The following is a 22,933-nucleotide window of genomic DNA, read 5'->3' as shown; positions in this document are numbered from 1 at the left end:
CCCACAGGATCTTCACCATCCTTGAGTCTTGTGATGTCCCTGTGGAAAAACAAAGCCCGCCTGAAATGGCGGGCCTTGTGCAATTCATCTGTGGCTCAGAGCCCGGACATCTTCTTGATGGCCCCTTTCAGGTCATCATCCGAGCAGTCCGCGCAGGTACCTTTCGGCGGCATGGCGTTCAGGCCGGTGATGGCCTTGGCCAACAGCCCGTCAACACCACCCTGCTCGTCTGCGCGCTTCTTCCACGCTGCCCCGTCGCCAATCTTCGGCGCCCCCAGCAAGCCGGTACCGTGGCAGGCGTTGCAATGCTTGGCAATCACATCATCCGGGGTCTTGGCCCCACCGCCCCCTGCTGCGGCAGCCACTTCCATGCCCTTGCATTCCTGGCCCTGCACACACACCTGGCCCACCGGCTCAAGGCGTTTGGCGAGCTCGTCGTTGGTCGCTGCGGTTGCGCTCATTGCCCAAAGGGCGAATACGGCTGCTGGTACGGCCAGCATCTTCTTGATTTGGTTCACGCGAACACCCTCATGGTGGCTAATCACGCCCGCGGCCACGGTAATGCGAGCGTTGAAAAGTATAGCGGGAACCCGGAAACCGTGGAACGACCCTACTCAGGAAAGGGGTATTGCCGAAGCAATGCACTGCGCTGGATCAAAAGTTCGACGGTGTCGCTGCGCTGATCAGCCGCGCTGGCGCATCGAACGGGTTGCGGAAACGGTGCGGGCGGGTGCTTTCGAAGTAGTAGCTGTCGCCCGCCTCAAGGATGAAGATCTCGTTGCCCACCACCAGCTCGAGCTTGCCTTCGAGCAGGATGCCGGTTTCTTCACCATCGTGGGTGAGCATCTCGGCACCGGTATCGGCACCCGGCGGGTAGACCTCGGTCAGGAAGGCGATGGCGCGGTTGGGGTGCGACTTGCCCACCAGCTTCATGGTCACCGCACCGTCGGAGATGTCGATCAGCTCGTGGGCTTTGTAGACAATCTGCGCGGGGCTTTCGGCCTCCAGTTCGACCGAAAAGAATTCGACCATCGACATGGGAATGCCGCTGAGGACCTTGCGCAGCGAGCTGATCGAGGGGCTCACGCTGTTCTTCTCGATCATCGAGATGGTGCTGTTGGTCACCCCCGCGCGCTTGGCGAGTTCCCGCTGGGACAGGCCCTTGAGCTTGCGGATGGCTTGCAGTCGTTCGCCGACGTCCAAAGCTGGAGCCTCCTGAAACGGTGAGATGGCGGGGTGAATGTGAACGATATCATGGCAATGCCGTTCAGTATTTACAACACACCGCCCCTCAAGCTGTCCGCTTCGGCGCCTTATTCGCCGTAATAGTCCAGCGGCACGCGTTTCAGGTTGCAGAAGATCTGGTAGGGAATGCTCCCGGCCTGCATCGCCACATCACTGGCCAGCACCTGCTTGCCCCACAGCTCGACCGGGCTGCCGACCGTGGCCTCGGGCACGTCGGTGAGGTCGATGCAGAGCATGTCCATCGACACACGGCCGATCAGCTGGCTGCGCTTGCCGGCAACCATCACCGGCGTGCCGGTGGGCGCATGGCGCGGGTAGCCGTCGGCGTAGCCCATGGCGACCACACCGACACGGGTCGGGCGCGGGCTGACGAACTTGGCACCGTAGCCCACCGGTTCACCGGTAGGCAGCTCGCGCACGCTGATGACCCGTGATTGCAGGGTCATTACCGGCTGCAAGCGTGCGGCCTGGGGCTGGTCGGCTTCGAAAGGACTGGCGCCGTACAGCATGATGCCTGGGCGCACCCAGTCGCTCGGGGCCTGCGGCCAGGCCAGCACGCCGGGCGAGTTGCGCAGGCTGCATTCGGCGGCCAGGCCTTCACGGGCGGCGTTGAACACGGCGATCTGCTGCTCGGTGGCGTCGGCCTCCGGCTCATCAGCACGGGCGAAGTGGCTCATCAGCACGATGCGCGAAACCTTGCCGCTGGCCAGCAGGCGCTGGTAGGCGTCGTGGTAGTCCTTGGGGTGCAGGCCGACGCGGTGCATGCCGCTGTCGAGCTTGAGCCAGACGGTCAGCGGCTTGTGCACCTGGGTCTGCTCGATGGCTTCGAGCTGCCACAGTGAATGCACTACGCACCACAGGTCGTGCTCGGCGATCAGCGCCAGCTCGCTGGCTTCAAAGAAACCTTCAAGCAGCAGTACCGGGGCCTTGATGCCGGCGGCACGCAACTCCAGCGCTTCTTCGATGCAGGCCACGGCAAAGCCGTCGGCTTCGGGCTCCAGGGCCAGGGCGCAACGCACGGCGCCGTGGCCGTAGGCATCAGCCTTGACCACGGCAAGGGCCTTGGCACCGGACAGTTCACGGGCCAGGCGGTAGTTGTGGCGAAGGGCTTGCAGGTCGATCAGGGCGCGGGCGGGACGCATGGCGGCTGCCTTATGGTGGTTCACAAGTTGAAAACGGTGTTGGGTTCTTCGCGGCTAAAGCCGCTCCCACAGGGGACTGCACAATCTTCAGGATCATGCGGTCCTGTGGGAGCGGCTTTAGCCGCGAAAGGGCCGGTACAGGCAACCTTACTGCTGGTGGGCAGGCGCGGTCTGGCCGTGCTTGGCGACTTCCGGGCTGTTGCCATACCGGGAGATGTCCAGGCCTTCGGCGCTGATCTGCGGCTTCTTGCGCGCAATCAGGTCGGCCAGCAGACGGCCAGAGCCGCACGCCATGGTCCAGCCCAGCGTACCGTGGCCGGTGTTGAGGAACAGGTTGCGGAACGCAGTGGCGCCCACGATCGGCGTACCGTCCGGGGTCGCCGGGCGCAGGCCGGTCCAGAAACTGGCCTGGCTCAGGTCACCGCCGCGAGGATAAAGGTCGTTGACGATCATCTCCAGCGTTTCGCGTCGACGTGGGTTCAGCGACAGGTCAAAACCGGCGATTTCAGCCATGCCGCCAACGCGGATGCGATTGTCGAAACGGGTGATCGCGACCTTGTAGGTCTCGTCGAGAATGGTCGAGGTCGGCGCCATGTCGGCATTGGTGATCGGCACGGTCAGCGAGTAACCCTTGAGCGGATACACCGGGGCCTTGATGCCCAGGGGCTTGAGCATCTGCGGCGAGTAGCTGCCCAGGGCCAGCACGTAGCGGTCGGCGGTTTCCAGCTTGCCGTCGATCCACACACCGTTGATGCGGTCGCCGGCGAAGTCCAGGCGCTGGATGTCCTGGCCGAAGCGGAATTCCACACCCAGCTTCACGGCCATTTCGGCGAGCTTGGTGGTGAACAGCTGGCAGTCGCCGGTCTGGTCGTTGGGCAGGCGCAGGGCGCCGGCGAGGATGTCTTTCACCCCGGCCAGGGCCGGTTCCACACGGGCGATGCCATCGCGGTCGAGCAGCTCGTAAGGCACGCCGGACTGTTCGAGCACGGCGATGTCCTTGGCCGCAGCGTCAACCTGGGCCTGGGTGCGGAACAGCTGGGTAGTACCCAGGCTACGGTTCTCGTAGGCAATACCGGTTTCGGCACGCAGTTCGTCGAGGCAGTCACGGCTGTACTCGGACAGGCGCACCATGCGCTCCTTGTTCACCGCGTAGCGGCTGGCGGTGCAGTTGCGCAGCATCTGCGCCATCCACAGGTACTGGTCGACATCGCCGGTCAGCTTGATGGCCAGGGGCGCGTGGCGCTCCAGCAGCCACTTGATGGCTTTCAGCGGCACGCCGGGGGCGGCCCAGGGCGAGGCATAGCCGGGCGAGATCTGGCCTGCGTTGGCGAAGCTGGTTTCCAGGGCCACTGCCGGCTGGCGGTCGACCACGGTCACCTCGAAGCCTTGCCGGGCCAGATAATAGGCACTGGCGGTACCGATCACACCGCTACCAAGTACCAATACTCGCATCGTTCATCCCTCGCACGCGGCGCACCGCTATTTTGTTGATATGGCATGGATGCGCGCAGTATAAGAATCTGAGCCCAGTGCAATTCACTATATAAAAGCCTATTATTGGCGAGAATTCTCGGCAAAATCGCCTTTCACGGAGGGGCATCCCCTATGAGAACCCAGCACCAGAGCAAGCGTGAACTGGACAAGATCGACCGTAACATCCTGCGTATCCTGCAGAATGACGGGCGTATTTCCTTCACCGAACTGGGCGAGAAAGTTGGGCTTTCCACCACCCCTTGCACCGAGCGAGTACGCCGCCTGGAGCGCGAGGGCATCATCATGGGCTACAACGCCCGCCTGAATCCGCTGCACCTCAAGGGCAGCCTGCTGGTGTTCGTGGAAATCAGCCTGGACTACAAGTCCGGCGACACCTTCGAGGAGTTCCGCCGCGCGGTGCTCAAGCTGCCCCATGTGCTGGAATGCCACCTGGTATCCGGCGACTTCGACTACCTGGTGAAAGCGCGCATTTCGGAAATGGCCTCGTACCGCAAGCTGCTCGGCGACATCCTGCTGAAGCTGCCACACGTGCGCGAGTCGAAGAGCTACATCGTGATGGAAGAGGTGAAGGAGAGCCTCTGCCTGCCGATCCCTGACTGAGGCTAGACCAGCACCTGGCGCGTGCTGGCGATGAACTGATGGACCAGCTGCTCGGCCTCGGGCTCGATCATCGGCTCCGGGCCACGGCCGCGCGGGCAGGCCATGCGCGGCGTGGTGCCGAACAGGCGGCAGATCATCGGCCGTTCTTCATAGACGGTGCAGCCGTTGGGCCCCAGGTGCACGCAGTTCAGGTGCTCCAGCGCGGCATCCTGCTCGGCCTGGGTCTTGCGCGGCAGGCGGGCCATCTCTTCCGACGAGGTGGTCACCGGGCCGCAGCAGTCATGGCAGCCGGGCTCGCATTCGAATGAAGGAATGAGCTCGCGCAGGAAGTGGATCTTGTGACGGTTGCAGGACATGGCTGGGTACAGGATCGAAAGTGAAATCTGGCCTGAATTATAGGGCCAATTGCCAAGCCACGGCTTATCCTCCTACAACCAAACCGCCACAGGACCTCGCTCATGATCCACAGCGCGCAGCACGCCGCCTCCTACTACGCCGCCAGCAGCGCGCCCCACCCGGACCACTCCTTCCTGCAAGGCGAACACAGCGCCGACGTGTGCATCGTTGGTGGTGGCTACTCGGGCCTGAACACCGCCATCGAACTGGCCGAGCGGGGCTTCTCGGTGATACTCCTGGAAGCACGCAAGCTCGGCTGGGGCGCCAGCGGGCGCAATGGCGGCCAACTGATTCGCGGCGTCGGCCACGGCCTGGAGCAGTTTCTCCCGGTGATCGGCGAGGACGGCGTACGCAGCCTGAGGCTGATGGGCCTGGAAGCCGTGCAGATCGTCCGCGAACGGGTCGAGCGCCACGCCATCGCCTGCGACCTGACCTGGGGCTACTGTGACCTGGCCAACAAACCCGGCGAGCTGAAGGGTTTTGCCGAGGATGCCGATGAACTGCGCAGCCTGGGCTACCGCCACGAACTGCGCCTGGTCGGCAAGGATGACATGCACAGCGTGGTGGGCTCCGATCGCTATGTCGGCGGCCTGATCGACATGGGCTCGGGCCACCTGCACCCGCTCAACCTGGCCCTGGGTGAAGCGGCCGTGGCCAGTCGCCTGGGCGTGCAGTTGTTCGAGCAGTCCGAGGTCACGCGCATCGACTACGGCCCTGAGGTCCAGGTGCACACCGCCCAGGGCCGGGTGCGTGCCAAGACCCTGGTGCTGTGCTGCAACGCCTACCACAACGACCTCAACCGCGAGCTGGGCGGCAAGGTGCTGCCTGCCGGCAGCTACATCATTGCCACCGAGCCGCTGGGCGAAGAACGCGCCCATCAGCTGCTGCCGCAGAACATGGCCGTGTGCGACCAGCGCGTGGCGCTGGACTACTATCGCCTGTCGGCCGACCGTCGCCTGTTGTTCGGCGGTGCCTGCCACTATTCCGGGCGCGACCCGAAGGACATCGCTGCCTACATGCGGCCGAAGATGCTCCAGGTGTTCCCGCAACTGGCGGATGTGCGCATCGATTATCAGTGGGGCGGCATGATCGGCATCGGCGCCAACCGCCTGCCACAGGTCGGCCGCCTGGCCAGCCAGCCGAATGTGTATTACGCCCAGGCCTACGCCGGCCACGGCCTGAACGCCACCCACCTGGCCGCGCGCCTGCTGGGTGAAGCGATCAGCGGCCAGCAAAGCGGGCGCTTCGACCTGTTCGCCAAGGTGCCGCACGTGACCTTCCCTGGTGGCAAGCATTTGCGCTCGCCAATACTGGCCCTGGGGATGCTCTGGCATCGCCTGAAAGAGCTCATCTAATAGCTGGCGCAACTCCTACAAAGGTCCGCGTCAGTCTTTCCAGAAGGGTTTATAGCCTTCCCGACGCGCCTGTTCCCAACTCAAGCCGATGTCCCGCAATTGGTCATCATCCAGCTGCAGCAGGGCCCGGCGGGTGTGCCAGCGATGCAGCATCAGCCCCCAACGCCCGAGCCCTGCCGGTGCATTGAATACCTTGGTCTGCTGCCCGGCGTCCAGTTCCTTGGCCAACAGTTGCAAGCGCACATCGCTCATGCCACCCATCGCTGCTTTCTCCCATTCAGTGTGTAACCGTGGAGAAAGCATGCGCGACGACAGGCCTGGCAATACAGATCCAATACAGGCTTATTATTCCCATACAGAATTGGTCGCCTGACGCCTGAATGCTGTATTTTCAACGCAACTGTACTGGTCGCTTTCGTCAAGAAGCGTAGGAGTATGCCGTGACCCTCTACCTGAACCTCGCCGAACTGCTCGGGGCGCGCATCGAACAGGGCCTCTACCGCCCCGGCCAACGCCTGCCATCGGTGCGCGCCCTGAGCGTGGAGCACGGTGTCAGCCTGAGTACCGTGCAGCAGGCCTACCGCATGCTCGAAGACTCCGGCATGGTCTCGCCTCGGCCCAAGTCCGGCTACTTCGTCAGCGACCATCGCCACCTCCCTGCCCTGCCAGCAGTCAGCCGCCCGGCCCAACGCCCGGTGGATATCTCGCAATGGGAGCAGGTGCTCGAACTGGTGCGCAGTACTCCTCGCCAGGACGTGATCCAGCTCGGCCGCGGCATGCCTGACATCGACAGCCCGACCCTCAAGCCGCTGCTGCGCAGCCTCGCCCAACTGAGCCGACGCCAGGACATGCCTGGCCTGTACTACGACAACATCCACGGCAACCTCGCCCTGCGCGAGCAGATCGCCCGGCTGATGCTCGACTCCGGCTGCCGCCTGGGCCCGGCCGACCTGGTGGTGACCACCGGCTGCCACGAAGCGCTGTCGTGCAGCATCCGCGCAGTGTGCGAGCCGGGCGATATCGTCGCGGTCGACTCACCGAGCTTCCACGGCGCCATGCAGACCCTCAAGGGCCTGGGCATGAAAGCCCTGGAAATACCTACCGACCCGGTCACCGGCATCAGCCTCGAAGCCCTGGAGCTGGCGCTCGAGCAATGGCCGATCAAGCTCATCCAGATCACCCCGAGCTGCAACAACCCGCTTGGCTACATCATGCCCGAAGCCCGCAAGAAAGCCCTGCTGAGCCTGGCCCAGCGCTACGATGTGGCGATCCTTGAAGACGACGTGTATGGCGACCTGGCGTACACCTACCCGCGCCCGCGCACCCTCAAGTCGTTCGACGACGACGGCCGCGTGCTGCTGTGCAGTTCGTTCTCCAAGACCCTCGCCCCTGGCCTGCGCATCGGCTGGGTCGCCCCCGGCCGCTACCTGGAGCGGGTGCTGCACATGAAGTACATCAGCACCGGCAGCACCGCCAGCCAGCCGCAACTGGCGATCGCCGACTTCATCGCCGCCGGCCACTACCAGCCCCATGTGCGACGCATGCGCAGCCAGTACCAGCGTGGCCGCGACCTGATGAGTGACTGGGTAACCCGTTATTTCCCGCCCGGCACCCGGGTCAGCCGGCCGCAGGGCGGCTTCATGCTGTGGGTGGAGTTGCCCGAAGATTTCGACACGCTGCGGCTGAACCGCGCTTTACTGGAGCAGGGTGTGCAGGTCGCCGTGGGCAGCATCTTCTCGGCCTCGGGCAAGTTCCGCCATTGCCTGCGCATGAATTTCGCTGCGCGACCAACACCGAAGATCGAAGCAGCCGTGCGCAAGGTAGGTGAAACCGCCCTTCGTCTAGTGGCTGAAGGCAACACCGAGGCGTAACTTTGCGCCGCCTTTCGTAGTCCAACCCCTTAGCGCTTTGCTGTACAGGACGATTCACCCTTGAGACTCCAGCGAGCCTTGCCTCTGCTGCTGGTACTGCTGCTCGGCCTCAATGGCTGTGTCAGCGTCGGCACGCCCCGCGAAACCAGCCAGGCGCTGCCCGCCAGCGAGTCGGCATTCGGCCGCTCGGTGTTGCGCCAGGCCGCACCCTATGACGGGCGCTCGGGCTTTCGCCTGCTGCCCAACAGCAACGAGGCCTTCCGTGCCCGCGCCGAGCTGACCCGCAACGCCCAGGCGAGCATCGACCTGCAGTACTACATCGTCCACGATGGCTTGAGCACCCGCGCCCTGGTGCACGAACTGCTGCGTGCAGCCGACCGCGGCGTACGCGTGCGCATCCTGCTTGACGACACCACCAGCGATGGCCTGGACACCATCATGGGCACCCTCGATGCCCACCCGAACATCGAGATCCGCGTGTTCAATCCGTTGCACCTGGGGCGCAGCACAGGGGTGACGCGTGCAGTCGGCCGCCTGTTCAACCTGTCGCGCCAGCACCGGCGCATGCACAACAAGTTGTTCCTGGTGGACAACAGCATGGCCATCGTCGGCGGGCGCAACCTGGGTGACGAGTATTTCGATGCCGAACCCAACCTCAACTTCACCGACATCGACCTGCTCGGCGTCGGCCCGGTGGCCGAGCAACTGGGGCACAGCTTCGACCAGTACTGGAACAGCGCCCTGAGCCGGCCGATCACCGACTTCCTCTGGCGCGCCCCGGATGCCGACGACCTGCGCGCCAGCCGCCAGCGCCTGGAAGTGTCCCTGGCCCAGGCGCGGGTACAGCGCAAGTCCCTGTATGACCGGCTCATGTCCTACCAGTCGCAGCCGCGCCTGGATGTCTGGCGCAACGAACTGATCTGGGCCCACGCCCAGGCACTGTGGGATGCGCCGAGCAAGGTACTGGCCGACGATGAGCCAGACCCGCAACTGCTGCTGAGCCAGCAACTGGCACCGGACCTGGCCAACGTGCAGCGCGAGCTGATCCTGATGTCGGCCTATTTCGTGCCAGGTGAGCCGGGCTTGCTGTACCTGACCGGCCGGGCCGACGCCGGGGCTTCGGTCAAGTTGCTGACCAACTCGCTGGAAGCCACCGACGTGCCGGCGGTGCATGGCGGTTATGCACCCTATCGCCGCGCACTGCTCGAGCACGGCGTGCAACTGTTCGAACTGCGCCGTCAGCCGGGCGCCCCGACACCTGCGCGCCTGAGTTTCCATGGCAGCAGCTCGGACTCGAGCCTGCACACCAAGGCCATCGTGTTCGACCGCCGCAAGACGTTTATCGGGTCGTTCAACTTCGACCCTCGCTCAGTGCTGTGGAACACCGAAGTCGGCGTGCTGGTGGACAGCCCGGAGCTGGCCGAATATACCCGCGAGCTGGCCCAGCAGGGTATGGCGCCGGCATTGAGCTATCAGGTCAAGCTGGTGGGTGACCGACTGGTCTGGTCGACCGAGGACCATGGCCAACGGCACATGCTGACCTCCGAGCCAGGTGGCATCTGGCGGCGGTTCAATGCCTGGATCAGCAAGGCCGTTGGCCTTGAGAAGATGTTGTAGGCTCAGGCCGAGGCTGGTTCGAACGCGCCGCGCCGGCGGGTCAGCACCACCAGGCCGGCTGCCCCCGCCGCCATCAGCCACAGCAGCGCATGCCCGCTGATCCATTGGCTCCCCGCGCCGGCCAGCAACGGCCCGAGCAGGCAACCGATACCCCATAGCTGCGCCACATGAGCATTGGCCCGCACCAGGGCGTCATCGCGGTAACGCTCGCCGATCAATATCAGCGACAAGGTGAACAGGCCACCGGCACTGGCACCGAACAACACCCACAGGGGCCAGATCGCGGGCGTCTCCAGCAGCAACGGAATCGCCAGGCTGGAAACCATCAAGGTCACCGCGCAACCGGTGAACAGCGCCTGCCGCGACATGTGGTCGGCCAATGCGCCGATCGGCAACTGCAGCACCGCATCGCCCACCACCACGGTGCTGACCATGAACAGGGCGATCTCGGTGCTGAAGCCCTGCTGCAGGCAATACACCGGCAACAAGGTAAGAATCATCGCCTCGAAGGCGGCAAACAGGGCAACTGCCCAGGCAATCACCGGCAAGCGGCGGCAGAAGGCGAACAGGTCGCCGAAGGTCACGCTGCAGGCTTCGGTGCTGGGTGCACCACCGCGCCCGAGCAGCAGCAAGGGTGCCAGCAGCAACAGCCCGGTCGCGGCCCAGAAGCCGAAGTCATCGTCCGAGCCAAGGAACCCCAGCACCAACGGCCCGGCCAGCTGGCTCAGGGCGTAGCTGCTGCCGTACAACGCCACCAGGCGACCGCGCCATTGCTCGACCACCAACTGATTGATCCAGCTCTCGCCGAGGATGAACACCACGGTCAGCGACATGCCAATGAGCAGGCGCAGGGCCAGCCACAGCGGGTAGCTTGGCAACAGCGCCACCAGGCCAATGGACAGTGCCCCACCCCACAGGCACAGGCGCATCGCCGAAGGCACGCCGACCCAGCCAGCCAGGCGGCTGGCCAGGCTGGCACCGAGCAGCACGCCCAGCGCCGGCATCGCCGCCATCACGCCGATGGCGAACCCACCGTAACCCCAGGCCTCAAGGCGCAGGGACACCAGCGGCATGCTCACACCGAGCGCGAGCCCGACACTGAGCACCGACGCCAGCACGGCAAAGTAGGTTCCCCAACGCATTGCAGCCTCCCAGGCAAAATTCTTGAACGGCAGAAACGACGAAGCCGGGGCGGTATGAGCCGCCCCGGCCATGGTTGGGCCGCCAGGCGGCCCCCACTGGAATTACAGCTTGATCCAGGTCGCCTTCAGCTCGGTGTACTTCTCCAGCGCATGCAGCGACTTGTCACGGCCGTTGCCCGACTGCTTGAAGCCACCGAACGGTGCGGTCATGTCGCCGCCGTCGTACTGGTTGACCCAGACGCTGCCAGCGCGCACGGCGCGGGCGGTCTTGTGGGCCTTGGAGATGTCCGAGGTCCAGATGCCGGCGGCCAGGCCGTACGGGGTGTCGTTGGCGATGGCGATGGCTTCTTCGGCGGTGTCGAAGGCGATCACCGACAGCACTGGGCCGAAGATTTCTTCCTGGGCAATCTTCATGGCGTTGGTCACGCCGTCGAAGATGGTCGGCTCGACGTAGGTGCCACCGGTTTCTTCCAGGGTGCGCTTGCCACCGGCCAGCAGCTTGGCGCCGTCCTTGTGGCCAGCGTCGATGTACGACAGCACGGTATTCATCTGCTGGGTATCGACCAGCGCACCGACGGTGGTCTGTGGGTCCAGCGGGTTGCCAGGCTTCCAGCCTTTGAGGGCCTCGACCACCATCGGCAGGAACTTGTCCTTGATCGAACGCTCGACCAGCAGACGGGAACCGGCGGTGCAGACTTCGCCCTGGTTGAAGGCGATGGCGCTGGCAGCAGCTTCAGCGGCAGCTTGCAGGTCCGGCGCGTCGGCGAAGACGATGTTCGGGCTCTTGCCGCCAGCTTCCAGCCAGATGCGCTTCATGTTCGACTCGCCGGCGTAGACCATCAGTTGCTTGGCGATCTTGGTCGAACCGGTGAACACCAGGGTGTCGACGTCCATGTGCAGAGCCAGCGCCTTGCCCACGGTGTGGCCGTAGCCTGGCAGCACGTTCAGCACGCCAGCCGGAATGCCGGCTTCGATCGCCAGCTGGGCGATGCGGATGGCGGTCAGCGGGGATTTTTCGGACGGCTTGAGCACCAGCGAGTTGCCGGTAGCCAGGGCCGGGGCGATTTTCCAGCAGGCCATCAGCAGCGGGAAGTTCCACGGCACGATGGCACCGACCACACCCACCGGCTCACGGGTCACAAGACCGAGCTGGTCGTGTGGCGTCGGGGCGACTTCGTCGTAGACCTTGTCGATGGCTTCGGCGGTCCAGTGAATCGCTTGCGCCGCGCCCGGCACGTCAATGCTGGAGGAGTCGCCGATCGGCTTGCCCATGTCCAGGGTTTCCAGCAGCGCCAGCTCTTCGACATGCTTGCGCAGCAGGTCGGCAAAGCGGATCAGCTTGGCCTTGCGCTTGGCCGGGGCCAGTTGCGACCAGACGCCGGAATTGAAGGTGGCGCGGGCGTTTTCCACGGCGCGGTTGGCGTCGGCCAGGTCGCAGCTGGCAACCTTGGCCAGGAAGCGTCCGTCGACCGGGCTCAGGCAGTCGAATGTTTCACCGGATGCGGCGTCGGTGTATTCGCCGTTGATGAAGGCACGGCCTTCGATCTTCAGTTGCTGGGCACGTTGTTCCCAGTCCGCACGGGTCAGGGTGGTCATACGAAACTCCTCCTCTTGTTTAGGTGCAACGCCGCACTGAGGACTCACTGGCGTTGTCAGAATTCTGGCCGGGCGACGAGCGCACACTGGCAAGCGATACCCTAAACCAGGCGGGATAAAGTATCAATATATTTGACACGAACGGCCTAAAAGCCTACTGATGTGCATTTTATTAAACAACAACAGGAGCCGCACCATGAGCATCGACAGCATCATCGACTTCGCCCAGGTTCTCACCGAGGCAGAACGCTACCGCCCTGCGGCGGAAAAAATCCTCAAGGGCGAGCCGGACCAGGCTGTCTACAACCACTATTCCAGCCCATGCGGGCAGTTCGCCGCAGGCGTCTGGGAAGGAGAGATTGGGCAGTGGACGGTGAACTACACCGAACATGAGTACTGCGAGATCGTGCAGGGCGTTTCGGTGCTGCGCGACCAGGATGGCGGGGCCAAGACCCTGCGTGCCGGTGATCGGTTTGTCATCCCCGCCGGCTTCAAGGGCACCTGGGAGGTGCTGGAGCCGTGCCGCAAGATCTATGTGATGTTCGAACAGAAGTAATACATAGATAGGGCACAACGCCTGCGATATCTGCAGAAGATGGCCTTTCCACTTGAGGCCACTTCAACCATTCGCAGGGGTACACCATGCAAAACCAAGAAGATCGGATCAACAAACTGCTGGAAAGCATTCGCCACCTGATCGGCTCGCGCTATGTAAAAAGCGTCGAACCCTACATCCTTGAGCTGACCGGGAAGCAATTTGCTACGGTTCACCGCGGCGATATCGTCACCCTGGACTACGCGGAAGGCCGGATCCGTCTATTCCTCGACGAAAATGACCTCATCAAGCAATTCGTGCCCAACTGAGGCAGATTGCGAGCGAAGCTCAGTGAGCTGACCAGCGTCTTTGCGTCGTAGAAGAGAAGCACAGAACCCCCGCCCCCTCACGGAGGCGGGGGTTTTCACGTCGCCGCTGCACTGCCTGGCCTTGGCTGGGTTGTACTCCACGTGACAGCGAACAGCCTTGCCGCGAGCCCCATGCACAGTTCCGATCAGTGATAACAACTATGTAACGCAGGCTACCCGAAGGACCCCGTGATGATGATCCCGCCCACACCGGGCCATTCTCACGAAAAAAGGTAGTACGCCATGAACAACGAAGAAGTGCTGCAAGCTCTCGCCCATCTGATCGGCACCCCCTACGAACCGTCGGTGAAAAGCACCATCACCGGCATCACTGGCCGGGCTCGCGTCGTAGGGCCCAACGAAATCAGCACCAAGGAGTACGACATCAACCGGATTCACATCCGCACCGATGCCAACCAGCTGATCCAGGGCTTCAGCTTCAGTTGACCTTGCCGCAGGCATAAAAAAACCCGCGTCCTTTCGGATGCGGGTTTTTTTTCAGGTCGCCGATCAATTACTTGATCTTGGCTTCCTTGTACACCACGTGCTTGCGAACAACCGGATCGTATTTCTTGATCTCGATTTTGTCCGGGGTGGTGCGCTTGTTCTTGTCGGTGGTGTAGAAGTGGCCGGTACCGGCACTCGAAACCAGACGGATCAATTCACGCATGATGTTCTCCCTTAAACCTTGGCGCCAGCTTTACGGATATCAACCAGAACGGCGTCGATGCCGCGCTTGTCGATGATACGCATGCCTTTGGCGGATACGCGCAGACGCACGAAACGCTTCTCGGATTCAACCCAGAAACGGTGGTGCTGCAGGTTCGGCAGGAAACGACGACGGGTTTTGTTGTTTGCGTGGGAAATGTTGTTCCCGGTTACTGGACCCTTACCAGTAACTTGACAGACTCTCGACATGACTCAGCCCTCTAAAACCACATGCCCAACCCGGCATGGGTTGGCCGCTTAATCTCTCAGTCTTTGGCGCCAGGCGCCGTGATTCTGGAGGTCTTATCGACCGGATCCGCTGATGCGACAGGCCGAGCCCCTAGAAAAGAGCGCTGCTTTATACCAGAAAGACTACGCCGCAACAACAGAATATGAGCATTCCGCTGCCACGAATCGTGCGCGAGCAGCATAACGACTCGCTCGCCACGCTGTCGACCGCTCGTCGCCAAGCGCCTGAAAAAGAAGGTGGTCATTTCCGAAAACGCGCACTAGGGTAGGACGTTTCCAGACTGCACCGGCAGATGGGCCACTGACCAGCCAAGGAGCCACGATGCGTGCTGCCGCCCTTTCCTTATTGTTCACATCCCTGCTTGCCGCAGGCTCAGCCCAGGCCGCCCCGCTGAGCGTGTGCAGCGAGGCCAGCCCCGAAGGCTTCGATGTGGTCCAGTACAACTCGCTGACCACCACCAATGCCTCGGCCGACATGCTGATGAACCGCCTGGTGGAGTTCGATGCGGCCCAGGGCAAGGTCGTGCCCAGCCTGGCGCAGAGCTGGAGCGTCTCGGCCGATGGCCTGACCTATGACTTCAAGCTGCGCGAAGGCGTCAAGTTCCACACCACGCCGTACTTCAAGCCAACCCGCGAGCTGAATGCCGACGACGTGCTGTTCAGCTTCCAGCGCATGCTCTACCCCGCCCACGCCTGGCACAAGACCGCGCCGGGCGGCTACCCGCACGCCCAGTCGCTGCAACTGGGCAGCCTGATCAAGGCAATCGAGGCCCCGGAACCAAACACCGTGCGCTTCACCCTGACCCACGCCGACGCCACCTTCCTGGCCACCCTGAGCATGGGCTTTGCCTCGATCTACTCGGCCGAGTACGCCGACAAGCTGCTCAAGGCAGGCAACCCGGAAAAACTCAACAGCCAGCCTATCGGCACCGGCCCGTTCGTGTTCCAGCGCTTCCAGAAGGACGCCGTGGTGCGCTACCGTGCCAACCCGGATTACTTCGACGGCAAGCCCGCAGTCGACCCGCTGATCTTCGCCATCACCCCCGACGCCAACGTGCGCCTGCAGAAGCTCAAGCGCGGCGAATGCCAGGTGGCCCTGTCGCCCAAGCCGGTGGACATCGCCGAAGCCGGCAAGGACGGCAACCTCAAGGTCGCCACCACCCCGGCGTTCATGACCGCCTTCGTCGCCATCAACAGCGAACACCCACCGCTGGACAAGCCTGAAGTGCGCCAGGCGATCAACCTGGCCTTCGACAAGCAGGCCTACCTCAAGGCCGTGTTCGAAGACACCGCCACCGCCGCCAACGGCCCCTACCCGCCCAACACCTGGAGCTACGCCAAGGACCTGCCCGGTTACCCGCAGGACCTGAGCAAGGCCAAGTTACTGCTGGCCAAGGCCGGCCTGGCCGACGGCTTCAGCACCACCCTCTGGACCCGGCCGTCAGGCAGCCTGCTCAACCCCAACCCGAGCCTGGGGGCACAGATGCTCCAGGCCGACCTGGCGAAGATCGGCATCAAGGCCGAGATCCGCGTGATCGAGTGGGGCGAGCTGATCCGCCGGGCCAAGGCGGGTGAGCATGACCTGCTGTTCATGGGCTGGGCCGGTGACAACGGCGACCCGGACAACTTCCTCAGCCCGCAGTTTTCCTGCGCGGCGGTAAAGTCGGGGACCAATTTCGCACGGTTCTGCGATGACCGCCTGGACCAGCTGATCAGTGCCGGGCGCACCACCAACGACCAGAGCGTGCGCAGCCGGCTGTACCAGCAGGCGCAGACCTTGATCCAGCAGCAGGCGCTGTGGGTGCCGCTGGCGCATCCGACGGCAGCGACGCTGTTGCGCCAAGGGATCGAGGGCTATCAGGTGAACCCGTTCGGGCGGCTGGACTTCAGCAAGGTGTCGGCTACTCGCTGAGCTTTGGGGCGCCGGCCTTGAGAGTTGTGGTGGCGTTGAGATCGAGCGCCACACCCCTCAAGACAGGCGCCTTGCAGCCCTGACCGTATTACCCCGCCTAAGCCACAATCCACCCATGCTCGACCATCGACAGCGGCTCGCCTTCGCCGATGATGATGTGATCCAGCACCCGCACATCGATCAGCCCCAACCCCCGCTTCAGCGACAGCGTCAGGTGCACATCATCCTGGCTCGGCTCACTGCTGCCCGAAGGATGGTTGTGGCACAGGATCAGCGCCGCCGCGTTGTGCTGCAGCGCCCGGCGCACCACTTCGCGCGGGTAGACACTCGCTCGGTCTATCGTGCCCCGGAAGAGGATTTCGAACGCCAGCGGACGGTGCTTGGTATCCAGAAACAGACAGCCGAACACCTCGCTCACTTCATGGCGCAGCATGGACTTCAGATAGCGTCGCACCGCAGCCGGGCTGTCCATGACCGACTCGCGTTCGATCGCAGTGGCCAGGTGCCTGCGCCCGATCTCCAGCAATGCCTGCAACTGGCTGTACCTCACCGGACCCAGCCCAAGCTCACCGACGAAGGCTTCACGGTCGGCTTCCAGCAACTGACGCAAGCCGCCGAACTTCACCAGCAGACCTCGCGCCAGCTCCACGACATTTCGCCCACGCACGCCAGAGCCAAGAAACACAGCCAGCAACTCTGCATCGGTCAGGCTTCCAGCCCCGCGCTGCAACAATTTCTCCCTCGGCCGCTCTTCAGCCGGCCACTCCCTGATGTTCATCCCTGCTCCCTGCCCTTGCTGCGGCCCGTTTCGGCCCTGTGTTAATCTATTTCGCCTCGTACATGCGACGTTCTGCCGCAGGCATTTTCAAACGTCGCCGCCCGCTCTCACTGGAAAAAGGCAAGCCTATGCAGCGGCTGTATCGCAAGCGCATCGTTCTCGGCGTCGGAGGTGGCATTGCCGCCTACAAAAGTGCCGAGCTGATTCGCCGACTCCTGGAGCACGGCGCGCAGGTGCGCGTCGTCATGACCCGTGGTGGTGCCGAATTCATCACCCCGCTGACCCTGCAGGCGCTGTCCGGCCACCCGGTGCACATGGATCTGCTCGACCCTGCCGCCGAAGCGGCCATGGGCCACATCGAACTGGCCAAGTGGGCCGACCTGGTACTGATCGCCCCGGCCACCGCCGACCTCATGGCGCGCCTGGCCCAAGGCATGGCCGATGACCTGCTGACCACCCTGGTGCTGGCCACCGACGCCACCGTGGCCGTGGCCCCGGCGATGAACCAGGCGATGTGGCGCGACCCGGCCACCCAGGCCAACCTTGAGCTGCTCAAGAGCCGTGGCATCCAGGTGTTCGGCCCGGCCTCGGGCAGCCAGGCCTGTGGCGATGTGGGCCTGGGCCGCATGCTCGAAGCCACCGACCTGGCCTGGTGCGCCGCGGAAAGCTTCAAGCGCCAGGCGCTGACCGGCAAGCACGTGCTGATCACCGCCGGCCCGACCCAGGAAAACATCGACCCGGTGCGCTACATCACCAATCATAGCTCCGGCAAGATGGGCTTCGCCCTGGCCGAGGCGGCCGCCGAAGCCGGTGCTCGGGTGACCCTCGTCACCGGCCCTGTGCACCTGCAGACCCCCGACCGCGTGCAGCGTATCGACGTGGTAAGCGCACGGGACATGCTCGCAGCCTGTGAAGCCGCCATGCCGTGCGACCTGTTCATCGCTTCCGCGGCGGTCGCGGACTACCGCCCAGAGGTGGTCGCCCCGCAAAAGCTCAAGAAGGATCCTACGACCGGCGACGGCATGCTGCTGCAGATGGTGCGTAATCCCGATATCCTTGCCACCCTTGCTGGCCGCACCGACCGTCCGTTCAGCGTCGGCTTCGCCGCCGAGACCGAACACTTGCTCGATTACGCCACGCGCAAGCTCAAGGACAAGAACCTCGACCTGATCGTCGCCAATGATGTGGCCAACCCCAGCATCGGCTTCAACAGCGAGGAAAATGCCCTGACCGTGATCGACCGCCAGCAGCACCAGACCCTCTTCGCGCAGACCAGCAAGGGCAAGATCGCCCGGCAACTGGTCGCCTTCATCGCCGAACGGCTCAACCAGGTTCAATAAGTTACATGCACGCACTTCAAGCCAAGATCCTCGACCCACGCCTGGGCAGCGAATTCCCGCTGCCGCAATACGCCACCCCGGGGTCCGCCGGCCTCGACCTGCGCGCCCTGCTGAAAGAGGACACCGTCCTCGAGCCGGGCCAGACACTGCTGATCCCGACCGGCCTGTCGATCTACATCGGCGACCCAGGCCTGGCAGCCATGATCCTGCCGCGCTCGGGCCTGGGTCACAAGCACGGCATCGTGCTCGGCAACCTGGTTGGCCTGATCGATTCGGACTACCAGGGCGAGCTGATGGTGTCGTGCTGGAACCGTGGCAACACAGCGTTCACCATCGCCGTCGGCGAGCGCATCGCACAACTTGTCCTGGTGCCTGTGGTACAAGCACATTTCGACATCGTCGAGAGCTTCGACGAGAGCCAGCGTGGCACGGGCGGCTTCGGCCATTCCGGCAGCCACTGAGCCGACCAGCAACCGTTCAGGCCAAGGATGGCGAACTCTCTGGCGTTTCCACCGTCCAAGCGTTCAGTTTGCGCCTGCCCAGAAAGCCTTTGACTAATGGAGTTTTCCGAGATGAACGACATGGCCCACCTGGTCCCGGCACTGCCGGAAAGCATCTTCCGCGCCTATGACATCCGTGGCGTGGTCGGCAAGACCCTGCACGGCGAAACCGCCTACTGGATCGGCCGCGCCATCGGCGCGCAGACCATTGCCCAGGGCGAACCGCAGATTTCCGTTGGCCGCGATGGCCGCCTGTCCGGCCCGATGCTGGTCGAACAGCTGATCCAGGGCCTGATCGATGCCGGTTGCCAGGTCAGCGACGTCGGCCTGGTGCCGACCCCGGCCCTGTACTTCGCCGCCAACGTGCTGGCCGGCAAATCGGGCGTGATGCTCACCGGCAGCCACAACCCGTCGGACTACAACGGCTTCAAGATCGTCATTGCTGGCGACACCCTGGCCAACGAGCAGATCCAGGCCCTGCTGACCCGCCTGAAGACCAACGACGTGCCGCGCGGCGAAGGCAGCGTGCAGAAGGTCGAGATCCTCGACCGCTACTTCCAGCAGATCGTCGCTGACGTGAAGCTGGCGAAGAAGCTCAAGGTCGTGGTGGATTGCGGCAACGGCGCTGCAGGTGTGATCGCACCGCAGCTGATCGAAGCCCTGGGCTGCGACGTCATCCCGCTGTTCTGCGAGGTGGACGGCAACTTCCCCAACCACCACCCGGACCCGGGCAAGCCTGAAAACCTTGAAGACCTGATCGCCAAGGTCAAGGAAACCGGCGCCGACATCGGCCTGGCCTTCGACGGCGACGGTGACCGCGTGGGCGTGGTGACCAACACCGGCAGCATTGTCTACCCCGACCGCCTGCTGATGCTGTTCGCACTCGACGTGCTGGAGCGCAACCCGGGCGCGGAGATCATCTTCGACGTCAAATGCACCCGCCGCCTGACCCCGCTGATCGAACAGCACGGTGGCCGCGCGCTGATGTGGAAGACCGGCCACTCGCTGATCAAGAAGAAGATGAAGCAGACCGGCTCGCTGCTGGCTGGCGAGATGAGCGGTCACATCTTCATCAAGGAACGCTGGTACGGTTTCGACGACGGCATCTACAGTGCCGCGCGCCTGCTGGAAATCCTCAGCAAGGCCTCGCAGAACGCCGAAGACCTGTTCGCCGGCTTCCCGAACGATATTTCCACGCCGGAAATCAATATTGATGTGACCGACGAGGGTAAATTCAGCATCATTGATGCACTGCAACGCGACGCCGACTGGGGCGAAGCCAACCTGACCACCATCGACGGTGTGCGGGTGGACTACCCGAAAGGCTGGGGCCTGGTCCGCGCCTCCAACACCACACCGGTGCTGGTGCTGCGTTTCGAGGCTGAAAGCGCCGCCGAGTTGCAACGTATCAAGGATGTTTTCCGCGCCCAGTTGCTGCGGGTTGCCCCTGAGCTGCAACTGCCGTTCTGACCGACTATCTGTTCCTTACAGGAGCCCTGCATGACCCTCGATCGCGATGCCGCTTCCCATGTAGCCGAGGTTTTGTCCGAAGCACTGCCTTACATCCGCCGCTTTGTCGGCAAGACCCTGGTGATCAAGTACGGCGGCAACGCGATGGAGAGCGAGGAGCTCAAGACCGGCTTTGCCCGTGACATCGTGCTGATGAAGGCCGTGGGCATCAACCCGGTGGTCGTGCACGGTGGCGGCCCGCAGATCGGCGACCTGCTCAAGCGTCTGTCGATCGAGAGCCACTTCATCGATGGCATGCGCGTCACCGACGCCGCGACCATGGATGTGGTGGAAATGGTCCTCGGCGGCCAGGTCAACAAGGACATCGTCAACCTGATCAACCGCCACGGCGGCAGCGCCATCGGCCTGACCGGCAAGGACGCCGAGCTGATTCGTGCGAAGAAGCTCACCGTCACCCGCCAGACCCCGGAGATGACCCAGCCGGAAATCATCGACATCGGTCACGTCGGCGAAGTGGTGAGCGTCAACACCGACCTGCTGAACATGCTGGTGAAGGGCGACTTCATCCCGGTGATCGCGCCGATCGGCGTGGGCGCCAACGGTGAGTCGTACAACATCAACGCCGACCTGGTGGCGGGCAAGGTTGCCGAAGCGCTGAAGGCTGAAAAGCTGATGCTGCTGACCAACATCGCCGGCCTGATGGACAAGCAGGGCCAGGTCCTGACCGGCCTGACCACCGAGCAGGTCAACGAACTGATCGCCGACGGCACCATCTACGGTGGCATGCTGCCGAAGATCAAGTGCGCGCTGGAAGCGGTCCAGGGCGGCGTCAACAGCTCGCACATCGTCGACGGCCGCGTGCCGAACGCAGTGCTGCTGGAGATCTTCACCGACAGCGGCGTCGGCACCCTGATCACCAACCGCAAGCGTCACGCATAACCTGCACAGGCAGAAATAAAAAAGGCGACCTTCTCACGAAGGTCGCCTTTTTTCGTTACCGGGCCAGGATCAGATCCCGTACTGCGCCCGGTAAGCCTCGACAGCCGGCAGATGCTGCTTGAGCTGCGGATCGTCCGCCAGGAACTCCAGCACCTGGGTCAGCGAAACGATGCTCACCACAGGAATGCCGAAGTCGCGCTCCACTTCCTGGATCGCCGACAGCTCGCCATTGCCGCGCTCTTCGCGGTTCAGCGCGATCAGCACGCCAGCGGCCTTGGCCTGCTGGGCGTTGATGATCTGCATCACTTCGCGAATCGCGGTTCCGGCAGTGATCACGTCGTCGATGATCAGCACGTCACCGGCCAGCGGCGCGCCTACCAGGCTGCCGCCTTCGCCGTGATCCTTGGCTTCCTTGCGGTTGAAGCACCACGGCACGTCGAGCTGATGCTGCTCGGCCAGGGCCACGGCGGTGGCCGCCGCCAGGGGGATACCCTTGTAGGCCGGGCCAAACAGCACATCGAACGGGATCTTGCTGTCGACGATGGCTGCCGCGTAGCAACGGCCCAGTTGCGCAAGGGCCGAACCGCTGCTGAACAGGCCGGCATTGAAGAAATACGGGCTGGTACGGCCCGATTTCAGGGTGAATTCACCGAAGCGCAGCACGCCGCGATCGATGGCAAAACGGATGAAGTCGCGCTGATACGGCTGCATGTAAGGTCCCGGACACCACGGATTTAGCTAAATGGGTTGAGCTCGGGTATCATACACGCACGAGATTTTTGGGGCCATTTATGCGGATCATCAGTGTGAACGTGAATGGCATTCAGGCTGCAGCCGAGCGTGGATTGCTCAGCTGGTTGCAAGCCCAGAATGCCGACGTCATCTGCCTTCAGGATACCCGCGCCTCGGCCTTTGAACTCGACGACCCAGCTTTCCAGCTCGATGGCTATTTCCTTTATGCCTGCGACGCGGAGGTACCCGCCCAAGGTGGCGTGGCACTGTACTCGCGCATGCAGCCCAAGGCAGTCATCACCGGCCTGGGTTTCGAGACAGCCGATCGCTACGGGCGTTATCTGCAAGCAGATTTCGACAAAGTCAGTATTGCCAGCCTGCTGCTGCCTTCGGGCATGAACGGCGACGAAGACTTGAACCAGAAGTTCAAGTTGATGGACGACTTCGCCAAGTACCTGGACAAACAGCGTCGCAAGCGTCGCGAATACATCTATTGCGGCTCGTTCTACGTGGCGCAGCAGAAGCTCGACATCAAGAACTGGCGTGACAGCCAGCAGTCGCCGGGCTTCCTGCCGCCAGAGCGGGCGTGGATGGATGCGATCACCGGCGACATGGGCTATGTCGATGCCTTGCGCGAAGTCAGCCGTGAAGGCGACCAGTACAGCTGGTGGCCGGACAACGAGCAGGCCGAGATGCTCAACCTGGGCTACCGGTTCGACTACCAGATCCTCACCCCGGGCCTGCGCCGTTTCGTGCGCAATGCCCGCCTGCCGCGTCAGCCGCGCTTCTCCCAGCATGCGCCGCTGATTGTCGACTACGACTGGACGTTGACCATCTGAGTTTTTCTCATGTCTAGTCCTGAAATAGGTTTACACCTGTTCAGGTAGGCCGACAGGCCTCAAAACGCCCGATGCACCGCATCGGGCGTTTTGTTTTTCAGAGCC

At 63.4% G+C, this 22,933-nt stretch carries 24 protein-coding genes and 1 pseudogene; 13 read left to right on the top strand and 12 right to left on the bottom strand.

Features of this window, described 5'->3' with window-relative positions:
* Nucleotides 1–95: 95 nt before the first annotated feature.
* From ACIPZ8_RS12695 to dadA, 4 genes are all read right to left on the bottom strand, one after another.
* On the bottom strand, nt 96–518 hold the full coding sequence (locus ACIPZ8_RS12695) for a cytochrome c5 family protein (protein WP_027917003.1): 423 nt from the start codon (nt 516–518) through the stop codon (nt 96–98).
* A gap of 136 nt (nt 519–654) precedes the next feature.
* Nucleotides 655–1,203 (bottom strand): cupin domain-containing protein, encoded by a 549-nt coding sequence (locus ACIPZ8_RS12690; RefSeq protein WP_027917004.1) that lies wholly within the window; start codon nt 1,201–1,203, stop codon nt 655–657.
* Between the two features lie 110 nt (nt 1,204–1,313).
* A complete protein-coding gene (gene alr / locus ACIPZ8_RS12685) occupies nt 1,314–2,387 on the bottom strand; it encodes an alanine racemase (protein WP_400723345.1) in 1,074 nt (357 codons plus the stop codon).
* A gap of 147 nt (nt 2,388–2,534) precedes the next feature.
* On the bottom strand, nt 2,535–3,839 hold the full coding sequence (gene dadA, locus ACIPZ8_RS12680) for a D-amino acid dehydrogenase (protein WP_110639855.1): 1,305 nt from the start codon (nt 3,837–3,839) through the stop codon (nt 2,535–2,537).
* A gap of 153 nt (nt 3,840–3,992) precedes the next feature.
* Between dadA and ACIPZ8_RS12675 the strand changes: the two genes are divergently transcribed.
* Entirely contained in the window at nt 3,993–4,481 is a 489-nt protein-coding gene (locus ACIPZ8_RS12675) for an Lrp/AsnC ligand binding domain-containing protein (protein WP_400723342.1), read from the top strand.
* Nucleotides 4,482–4,483: 2 nt separating this feature from the next.
* On the opposite strand, the gene ACIPZ8_RS12670 is transcribed toward ACIPZ8_RS12675, so the two are convergent.
* Nucleotides 4,484–4,837, bottom strand: coding sequence for a YkgJ family cysteine cluster protein (locus tag ACIPZ8_RS12670; RefSeq protein WP_400723339.1), 354 nt, complete (start codon nt 4,835–4,837; stop codon nt 4,484–4,486).
* 102 nt (nt 4,838–4,939) lie between these two features.
* On the opposite strand from ACIPZ8_RS12670, the gene ACIPZ8_RS12665 reads away from it, so the two are divergent.
* Nucleotides 4,940–6,232, top strand: coding sequence for an NAD(P)/FAD-dependent oxidoreductase (locus ACIPZ8_RS12665; RefSeq protein ID WP_400723336.1), 1,293 nt, complete (start codon nt 4,940–4,942; stop codon nt 6,230–6,232).
* Nucleotides 6,233–6,262: 30 nt separating this feature from the next.
* Here the strand turns inward: ACIPZ8_RS12665 and ACIPZ8_RS12660 are convergent, their stop codons facing one another.
* Nucleotides 6,263–6,493: a DUF1127 domain-containing protein gene (locus ACIPZ8_RS12660; RefSeq protein ID WP_400723333.1), complete on the bottom strand. Its 231-nt coding sequence runs from the start codon at nt 6,491–6,493 to the stop codon at nt 6,263–6,265.
* A gap of 179 nt (nt 6,494–6,672) precedes the next feature.
* Between ACIPZ8_RS12660 and ACIPZ8_RS12655 the strand changes: the two genes are divergently transcribed.
* Entirely contained in the window at nt 6,673–8,103 is a 1,431-nt protein-coding gene (locus tag ACIPZ8_RS12655) for a PLP-dependent aminotransferase family protein (protein WP_400723330.1), read from the top strand.
* A gap of 60 nt (nt 8,104–8,163) precedes the next feature.
* Nucleotides 8,164–9,720, top strand: coding sequence for a phospholipase D family protein (locus tag ACIPZ8_RS12650; protein ID WP_400723327.1), 1,557 nt, complete (start codon nt 8,164–8,166; stop codon nt 9,718–9,720).
* Nucleotides 9,721–9,722: 2 nt separating this feature from the next.
* Here ACIPZ8_RS12650 and ACIPZ8_RS12645 read toward each other — a convergent pair whose 3' ends face one another.
* Both ACIPZ8_RS12645 and ACIPZ8_RS12640 read right to left on the bottom strand, forming a co-directional pair.
* On the bottom strand, nt 9,723–10,862 hold the full coding sequence (locus ACIPZ8_RS12645; RefSeq protein ID WP_400723324.1) for an MFS transporter: 1,140 nt from the start codon (nt 10,860–10,862) through the stop codon (nt 9,723–9,725).
* Nucleotides 10,863–10,964: 102 nt separating this feature from the next.
* Entirely contained in the window at nt 10,965–12,458 is a 1,494-nt protein-coding gene (locus ACIPZ8_RS12640) for an aldehyde dehydrogenase (RefSeq protein ID WP_400723321.1), read from the bottom strand.
* Nucleotides 12,459–12,654: 196 nt separating this feature from the next.
* Here ACIPZ8_RS12640 and ACIPZ8_RS12635 point away from each other — a divergent pair, with 196 nt between their 5' ends.
* From ACIPZ8_RS12635 to ACIPZ8_RS12625, 3 genes are all read left to right on the top strand, one after another.
* The gene (locus tag ACIPZ8_RS12635; protein WP_400723318.1) at nt 12,655–13,014 is read left to right on the top strand and encodes a cupin domain-containing protein; all 360 of its coding nucleotides are present in this window, start codon (nt 12,655–12,657) and stop codon (nt 13,012–13,014) included.
* A gap of 86 nt (nt 13,015–13,100) precedes the next feature.
* Complete coding sequence (locus ACIPZ8_RS12630) at nt 13,101–13,322, top strand: hypothetical protein (protein WP_400723315.1); 222 nt, start codon at nt 13,101–13,103, stop codon at nt 13,320–13,322.
* Nucleotides 13,323–13,604: 282 nt separating this feature from the next.
* Entirely contained in the window at nt 13,605–13,808 is a 204-nt protein-coding gene (locus ACIPZ8_RS12625; protein ID WP_400723312.1) for a hypothetical protein, read from the top strand.
* A gap of 67 nt (nt 13,809–13,875) precedes the next feature.
* Here the strand turns inward: ACIPZ8_RS12625 and rpmG are convergent, their stop codons facing one another.
* Together rpmG and rpmB are read right to left on the bottom strand one after the other, a co-directional pair.
* Nucleotides 13,876–14,031 carry a 50S ribosomal protein L33 gene (gene rpmG, locus ACIPZ8_RS12620; RefSeq protein ID WP_003253507.1) on the bottom strand — a complete coding sequence of 52 codons (156 nt, stop codon included), beginning with the start codon at nt 14,029–14,031 and terminating at the stop codon, nt 13,876–13,878.
* Between the two features lie 11 nt (nt 14,032–14,042).
* Nucleotides 14,043–14,279: a 50S ribosomal protein L28 gene (rpmB, locus tag ACIPZ8_RS12615; protein WP_003253504.1), complete on the bottom strand. Its 237-nt coding sequence runs from the start codon at nt 14,277–14,279 to the stop codon at nt 14,043–14,045.
* A 361-nt stretch (nt 14,280–14,640) separates the two neighbouring features.
* On the opposite strand from rpmB, the gene ACIPZ8_RS12610 reads away from it, so the two are divergent.
* Nucleotides 14,641–16,230: an ABC transporter substrate-binding protein gene (locus tag ACIPZ8_RS12610; protein ID WP_400723309.1), complete on the top strand. Its 1,590-nt coding sequence runs from the start codon at nt 14,641–14,643 to the stop codon at nt 16,228–16,230.
* A 97-nt stretch (nt 16,231–16,327) separates the two neighbouring features.
* Here the strand turns inward: ACIPZ8_RS12610 and radC are convergent, their stop codons facing one another.
* Nucleotides 16,328–17,008, bottom strand: coding sequence for a DNA repair protein RadC (gene radC / locus ACIPZ8_RS12605; RefSeq protein ID WP_400723306.1), 681 nt, complete (start codon nt 17,006–17,008; stop codon nt 16,328–16,330).
* 128 nt (nt 17,009–17,136) lie between these two features.
* On the opposite strand from radC, the gene coaBC reads away from it, so the two are divergent.
* The 4 genes and pseudogenes from coaBC (at nt 17,137) to argB (ending at nt 21,257) form a co-directional block, all read left to right on the top strand.
* Nucleotides 17,137–18,348 (top strand): bifunctional phosphopantothenoylcysteine decarboxylase/phosphopantothenate--cysteine ligase CoaBC, encoded by a 1,212-nt coding sequence (gene coaBC, locus ACIPZ8_RS12600; RefSeq protein ID WP_294340832.1) that lies wholly within the window; start codon nt 17,137–17,139, stop codon nt 18,346–18,348.
* A 5-nt stretch (nt 18,349–18,353) separates the two neighbouring features.
* Nucleotides 18,354–18,809 (top strand): dUTP diphosphatase, encoded by a 456-nt coding sequence (gene dut / locus ACIPZ8_RS12595; RefSeq protein ID WP_400723303.1) that lies wholly within the window; start codon nt 18,354–18,356, stop codon nt 18,807–18,809.
* A 135-nt stretch (nt 18,810–18,944) separates the two neighbouring features.
* Nucleotides 18,945–20,318 (top strand): annotated as a pseudogene (locus tag ACIPZ8_RS12590) (phosphomannomutase/phosphoglucomutase); the annotation flags it as partial.
* A 30-nt stretch (nt 20,319–20,348) separates the two neighbouring features.
* Complete coding sequence (gene argB / locus ACIPZ8_RS12585; protein ID WP_110639898.1) at nt 20,349–21,257, top strand: acetylglutamate kinase; 909 nt, start codon at nt 20,349–20,351, stop codon at nt 21,255–21,257.
* A 69-nt stretch (nt 21,258–21,326) separates the two neighbouring features.
* Here the strand turns inward: argB and pyrE are convergent, their stop codons facing one another.
* Nucleotides 21,327–21,968 (bottom strand): orotate phosphoribosyltransferase, encoded by a 642-nt coding sequence (gene pyrE, locus ACIPZ8_RS12580; protein WP_028632893.1) that lies wholly within the window; start codon nt 21,966–21,968, stop codon nt 21,327–21,329.
* Nucleotides 21,969–22,048: 80 nt separating this feature from the next.
* Between pyrE and ACIPZ8_RS12575 the strand changes: the two genes are divergently transcribed.
* Complete coding sequence (locus tag ACIPZ8_RS12575; RefSeq protein ID WP_008091582.1) at nt 22,049–22,828, top strand: exodeoxyribonuclease III; 780 nt, start codon at nt 22,049–22,051, stop codon at nt 22,826–22,828.
* Nucleotides 22,829–22,933: the final 105 nt, after the last annotated feature.

It is taken from the genome of Pseudomonas sp. NPDC089422 (assembly GCF_044749405.1).
In the GTDB taxonomy this organism is placed as follows: domain Bacteria; phylum Pseudomonadota; class Gammaproteobacteria; order Pseudomonadales; family Pseudomonadaceae; genus Aquipseudomonas.
Note: the sequence above shows the minus strand (reverse complement) of the source record. Positions and strands in the feature narration are given on the sequence as shown.

Coding starts and splice junctions, on each gene's coding strand:
- alr (WP_400723345.1), bottom strand. CDS start 2,387: ATGCGTCCCGCCCGCGCCCTGATCGACCTGCAAGCCCTTCGCCACAAC.
- dadA (WP_110639855.1), bottom strand. CDS start 3,839: ATGCGAGTATTGGTACTTGGTAGCGGTGTGATCGGTACCGCCAGTGCC.
- ACIPZ8_RS12675 (WP_400723342.1), top strand. CDS start 3,993: ATGAGAACCCAGCACCAGAGCAAGCGTGAACTGGACAAGATCGACCGT.
- ACIPZ8_RS12670 (WP_400723339.1), bottom strand. CDS start 4,837: ATGTCCTGCAACCGTCACAAGATCCACTTCCTGCGCGAGCTCATTCCT.
- ACIPZ8_RS12665 (WP_400723336.1), top strand. CDS start 4,940: ATGATCCACAGCGCGCAGCACGCCGCCTCCTACTACGCCGCCAGCAGC.
- ACIPZ8_RS12660 (WP_400723333.1), bottom strand. CDS start 6,493: ATGGGTGGCATGAGCGATGTGCGCTTGCAACTGTTGGCCAAGGAACTG.
- ACIPZ8_RS12645 (WP_400723324.1), bottom strand. CDS start 10,862: ATGCGTTGGGGAACCTACTTTGCCGTGCTGGCGTCGGTGCTCAGTGTC.
- ACIPZ8_RS12640 (WP_400723321.1), bottom strand. CDS start 12,458: ATGACCACCCTGACCCGTGCGGACTGGGAACAACGTGCCCAGCAACTG.
- ACIPZ8_RS12635 (WP_400723318.1), top strand. CDS start 12,655: ATGAGCATCGACAGCATCATCGACTTCGCCCAGGTTCTCACCGAGGCA.
- ACIPZ8_RS12630 (WP_400723315.1), top strand. CDS start 13,101: ATGCAAAACCAAGAAGATCGGATCAACAAACTGCTGGAAAGCATTCGC.
- ACIPZ8_RS12625 (WP_400723312.1), top strand. CDS start 13,605: ATGAACAACGAAGAAGTGCTGCAAGCTCTCGCCCATCTGATCGGCACC.
- rpmG (WP_003253507.1), bottom strand. CDS start 14,031: ATGCGTGAATTGATCCGTCTGGTTTCGAGTGCCGGTACCGGCCACTTC.
- rpmB (WP_003253504.1), bottom strand. CDS start 14,279: ATGTCGAGAGTCTGTCAAGTTACTGGTAAGGGTCCAGTAACCGGGAAC.
- ACIPZ8_RS12610 (WP_400723309.1), top strand. CDS start 14,641: ATGCGTGCTGCCGCCCTTTCCTTATTGTTCACATCCCTGCTTGCCGCA.
- radC (WP_400723306.1), bottom strand. CDS start 17,008: ATGAACATCAGGGAGTGGCCGGCTGAAGAGCGGCCGAGGGAGAAATTG.
- coaBC (WP_294340832.1), top strand. CDS start 17,137: ATGCAGCGGCTGTATCGCAAGCGCATCGTTCTCGGCGTCGGAGGTGGC.
- dut (WP_400723303.1), top strand. CDS start 18,354: ATGCACGCACTTCAAGCCAAGATCCTCGACCCACGCCTGGGCAGCGAA.
- argB (WP_110639898.1), top strand. CDS start 20,349: ATGACCCTCGATCGCGATGCCGCTTCCCATGTAGCCGAGGTTTTGTCC.
- pyrE (WP_028632893.1), bottom strand. CDS start 21,968: ATGCAGCCGTATCAGCGCGACTTCATCCGTTTTGCCATCGATCGCGGC.
- ACIPZ8_RS12575 (WP_008091582.1), top strand. CDS start 22,049: ATGCGGATCATCAGTGTGAACGTGAATGGCATTCAGGCTGCAGCCGAG.